Genomic DNA, 3,735 nt, shown 5'->3' with positions numbered 1-3,735 from the left:
AGCAGGTCGCCCTTGCAGGCGATGAAGGACTGGCACAAACTCAAGCCGCAGTTGTTCAGGAAGAAGCCATACTACCTTCCGGGATGTGACATATAAGCGCAGGCAATTCAACCTTCGCAAAGTCTCCGCCTAACTGTGCGGTATCGCCAATAATCGTGACGACATGTCCTTTGGCAGATTCTGCGAACTTTTCTGAAGCTTCTGACCAAGCCGCCTCACTTGGAATGTCAATGGCTTCGGCATCGGTGATGACGCCATCCAGTGCCCCGTCAAGTGCGAAGGATTTGAAAAAGCGCCCGATTTTCGTGTCGTCGATGACACGAGTCGGTTCCGGCGCGCGTTGCGCAATATCCTGGGCCACGTTGCCGGCAAAAACACCGTCGATCAGCCCGCTGTAAACAATCGTTCTGTTGGATGCGATAATCTCGTTGGTAGAGGGATCAAACAGTTCAAAATTTCCAGGGTCGCCAAGCGCTTCGGAAACAAACGCCCGAAGATCAGCAAGCGTCGGAGCGGTGTTTTCCTGAAGGAACCGGTCAAGAAGCGGATTGTCGCTCATATTACCAACTCCCGCTTTCGTTCACACTGAAGGTGCCGTCGTAATCAAGCTTCAGGTACGGCGTCCGTTCGCGCCACCCGGCCTTGGGGTCGCGGTTCTTGAAGCCGACAGTCGTGCGCCCTCCACTCATCTCACGTTTGCCGCACCGGCTGATTCTGGCCTGGATCAGGCGCATCAAGGCTTCGGCCGCGCCAAGATCCATCGGCAGTGGCTGATCCACTTCGGAAATCTCTTGGTGAAGAATTTTCATCTCTTTTTTCCAAGCGTCCCGTCTTTCACGAATCGCAATCCTTTCCTCTCGACTTGTGCCACTTGGCATGGGAAACAATGCTTCTGCCTGCCGTAAGCCGTGTTCGGCTCGTGTTCTGAACTCGAACTCTCGATCCGGCCCTTGAAAAAGGAACACGGTTTCGGCATCCCCCATATATCCTTCACGTCTGAGGGAACGGATCGACGTTCCATCCTTTTTGTTTCGGCAAATGCCTGTCTCGAGATCGTAATCAAAATCTTCATACATCGATAAATCTCCACGCATTCACTGCAAGAATTCCAGGCCCGGCCAAGGCTGAGGCGCTGCGCCAAAACCCCGATCCAATGACGTCCCCAAGATGATCTGGGCGTCGATAGTAAGAAGCTCGGAACCCGGGATATTGTCCCTCCCGCGATAGGAGATGACGGTGGTCCCGGCCAGCCCCTCAGCCCCCCCCGCGCCGATGTCATAGGCGAGGGCGTAGAAACCGGCGTCTTGCCAAGCTTGGTAATCTTCTGGTGAAACACCCGAGTCGGCTCTGGAACGAACCGTCGCGGAACCAACGCGGATGCCCGTGCTATCGCCCAGTCCGTTAGTGTCACCTTCGCGTTCATCCGCAACGCCAGCGCCATAACCGCGGTTGTAGGAGTCCATCGCCAGAATAGATAGGAAGAGGTCTTTTGAAATTGTCATCTGTAAATCTCCGACACAAACGCCGCAGGTGATATTTCTTGTCGCCTGCCCGTTGAACTCACAATGATTAACCACTCGTTGTAGCTTCTGAGCCACCCCAACACCCCCTCGACCACGCCGATCGTGACCGGCGCGGTGGTGATTTCCAGCGTCACCGCGCGCAGGGCGTAGCCTGCGCCGAAGGTGGCCGAAAGGTCGTCCGGGTCCACCTGCTGCACGCTTGTCGGATCGGCGATATCGCCAAATGTCACCAATCGCGGCCAATATTTGCGCGGCACCTCGAAGGGGCGCCCCTCGGCGCGCCGGATCCGTTTCCAATACTGCCGGTAGGTGGTTCCGTCCTCGATCAGGGCCCGGAACACGCCGCGATACCCCAGCCGCTCGCCCGCCAGCAGGACGAACAGATGGCGGTCGCCCAGCTTGGCCACCACCGCCTCGCCGGTCTCGCGGCAGGTCACCTTGGTGCCGCCAATATCCATCGCATACCCCGCCTCGCAGCGCATGGCGGTGACGGAGGAAAACGCAACCGGGCCATCCGGCGTTTGCAGATCCAGCGTCAGCTTCTGCCGCCACTCCGCCGCGTCCTCCCCCCAACAGCCCGCCAGAATGAGCGGCGTCGCCAAGGCAAGAATGAAACGCGCAAAGCCCCTCATGCCGCGCGCCCGCCGCCCAGTGAGTGGCCGGTCAGGATAACGTCGTTGGCCGCGCCGTTACGGTAGGATTGTCCGGTGACGGCGGTGTAAAACTCCAGCGCGAGCGGGGCTTGGGTCCAATCATCGATATTGCCCGCCCCGACGCTCCAGCCTGTCGAGTGATCAAGGGATGTATCCGTCCCGCGATAGGAGATGACGGTGGTCCCGGCCAGCCCCTCAGGCCCCCCCGCGCCGATGTCATAGGCGAGGGCGTAGAAGCCGGCGGATTGGGCGGCTGAAATGTCGCCCTCCCCGGCATTTGGATCGCGAAAAACCCGTTCCGAGTCGGTGCGTATTGTTGCAGTCCCGATCTTCGTCTTGCCGTGTTCAACACCAACGCCGTAGCCTTGGTTGTAAGAGTCCATGGCTAGGATCGAAAGAAACAAGTCCTTTGAAGTTTCAGTAGTCATTGCCCTACCTCAGTTGAAAAATTGCCAGTAGAAATTGAGTTTGCAAACCGATTTGAAGCTTTGATTGTCTCATATCTCTGACCATCTAGCTGGTTGGGCCAAACGTCGTGCAACCAGCCCAACACCCCCTCGACCACGCCTATCGTCACCGGCTCACCGGTGATTTCCAGCGTCACTGCGCGCAGGGCGTAGCCTGCACCGAATGTCGCGGCCAGATCGTCCGGGTCCACCTGCTGCACGCTGGTCGGATCGGAGATGTTGCCAAATGTCACCAATCGCGGCCAATATTTGCGCGGCACGTCGAAGGGGCGCCCCTCGGCGCGCCGGATCCGTTTCCAATACTGCCGGTAGGTGACACCGTCCTCGATCAAGCCCCGGAACACGCCGCGATACCCCAGCCGCTCGCCCGCCAGCAGGACGAACAGATGGCGGTCGCCCAGCTTGGCCACCAGCGCCTCGCCGGTCTCGCGGCAGGTCACCTTGGTGCCGCCAATATCCATCGCATACCCCGCCTCGCAGCGCAGGGCGGTGACAGACGAAAACGCGACGGGGCCATCCGGCGTTTGCAGATGCAGCGTCAGCTTCTGCCGCCACTCCGCCGCGTCCTCTCCCCAACAGCCCGCCAGAATGAGCGGCGTCGCCAAGGCAAGAATGAAACGTGCAAAGCCCCTCATGCCGCCAGCCCTCCGCCCAATGAGTGACCGGTCAGGATAACGTCGCTGGCCGGGCCGTCGCGGTAGGATTGCCCGGAGACAGCGGTGTAGAATTCCAGCGCGAGCGATCTTCGCGTCCAATCGTCGATATTGCCCGCCCCGACGCTCCAGCCTGTCGAATGATCAAGGGATGTATCCGTCCCGCGATAAGAGATGACGGTGGTCCCGGCCAGCCCCTCAGGCCCCCCCGCGCCGATGTCATAGGCGAGGGCGTAGAAACCGGCGGTTCGAGAATGATGCCGCATGGAAGGGATGGTTTCAAAATGATATCGAATGGGCCGCTTGGCCAGCAAACGGGCCGACCTGATCTGAACCTTACTCACCCGGTAATCCCCCCCTTTTTAACGGGGTTCGTCCGTAGAGTTCACGCGGCCATTTTCAGTTTCATAGCGGGGGTGATGCCGCCGATGCCCATGTT

The 3,735-nt window shown here is 59.3% G+C and carries 7 protein-coding genes; all 7 read right to left on the bottom strand.

Annotated elements, in window-relative coordinates; all coding sequences use genetic code 11:
* Nucleotides 1–55 precede the first annotated feature (55 nt).
* From ACSSV8_RS19960 to ACSSV8_RS19930, 7 genes are read right to left on the bottom strand one after another with little or no spacing between them, the layout of a single operon-like run.
* Nucleotides 56–559, bottom strand: a complete 504-nt coding sequence (locus ACSSV8_RS19960; RefSeq protein WP_454283648.1) for a hypothetical protein — start codon at nt 557–559, stop codon at nt 56–58.
* A gap of 1 nt (nt 560) precedes the next feature.
* On the bottom strand, nt 561–1,076 hold the full coding sequence (locus ACSSV8_RS19955) for a hypothetical protein (RefSeq protein WP_454283647.1): 516 nt from the start codon (nt 1,074–1,076) through the stop codon (nt 561–563).
* A gap of 18 nt (nt 1,077–1,094) precedes the next feature.
* Nucleotides 1,095–1,502 (bottom strand): hypothetical protein, encoded by a 408-nt coding sequence (locus tag ACSSV8_RS19950; protein WP_454283646.1) that lies wholly within the window; start codon nt 1,500–1,502, stop codon nt 1,095–1,097.
* Complete coding sequence (locus tag ACSSV8_RS19945) at nt 1,499–2,155, bottom strand: hypothetical protein (RefSeq protein ID WP_454283645.1); 657 nt, start codon at nt 2,153–2,155, stop codon at nt 1,499–1,501. The genes ACSSV8_RS19950 and ACSSV8_RS19945 overlap by 4 nt, the downstream gene beginning before the upstream one ends.
* Entirely contained in the window at nt 2,152–2,604 is a 453-nt protein-coding gene (locus ACSSV8_RS19940) for a hypothetical protein (protein WP_454283644.1), read from the bottom strand. Before ACSSV8_RS19940 ends, ACSSV8_RS19945 begins: the two co-directional genes overlap by 4 nt.
* Nucleotides 2,601–3,278 (bottom strand): hypothetical protein, encoded by a 678-nt coding sequence (locus ACSSV8_RS19935; protein ID WP_454283643.1) that lies wholly within the window; start codon nt 3,276–3,278, stop codon nt 2,601–2,603. The genes ACSSV8_RS19940 and ACSSV8_RS19935 overlap by 4 nt, the downstream gene beginning before the upstream one ends.
* A complete protein-coding gene (locus tag ACSSV8_RS19930; protein WP_454283642.1) occupies nt 3,275–3,562 on the bottom strand; it encodes an Mbeg1-like protein in 288 nt (95 codons plus the stop codon). The genes ACSSV8_RS19935 and ACSSV8_RS19930 overlap by 4 nt, the downstream gene beginning before the upstream one ends.
* Nucleotides 3,563–3,735 lie beyond the last annotated feature (173 nt).

The organism is Roseovarius sp. MBR-79, from assembly GCF_053628555.1.
The sequence above is the reverse complement of the archived record's forward strand: the minus strand, read 5'-3'. Positions and strand labels throughout refer to the sequence as shown.

What these genes read in the sequence shown, in the direction of transcription:
- ACSSV8_RS19940 (WP_454283644.1), bottom strand. Translation starts at nt 2,604, where the DNA reads ATGACTACTGAAACTTCAAAGGACTTGTTTCTTTCGATCCTAGCCATG.
- ACSSV8_RS19960 (WP_454283648.1), bottom strand. Translation starts at nt 559, where the DNA reads ATGAGCGACAATCCGCTTCTTGACCGGTTCCTTCAGGAAAACACCGCT.
- ACSSV8_RS19950 (WP_454283646.1), bottom strand. Translation starts at nt 1,502, where the DNA reads ATGACAATTTCAAAAGACCTCTTCCTATCTATTCTGGCGATGGACTCC.
- ACSSV8_RS19930 (WP_454283642.1), bottom strand. Translation starts at nt 3,562, where the DNA reads ATGCGGCATCATTCTCGAACCGCCGGTTTCTACGCCCTCGCCTATGAC.
- ACSSV8_RS19945 (WP_454283645.1), bottom strand. Translation starts at nt 2,155, where the DNA reads ATGAGGGGCTTTGCGCGTTTCATTCTTGCCTTGGCGACGCCGCTCATT.
- ACSSV8_RS19935 (WP_454283643.1), bottom strand. Translation starts at nt 3,278, where the DNA reads ATGAGGGGCTTTGCACGTTTCATTCTTGCCTTGGCGACGCCGCTCATT.
- ACSSV8_RS19955 (WP_454283647.1), bottom strand. Translation starts at nt 1,076, where the DNA reads ATGTATGAAGATTTTGATTACGATCTCGAGACAGGCATTTGCCGAAAC.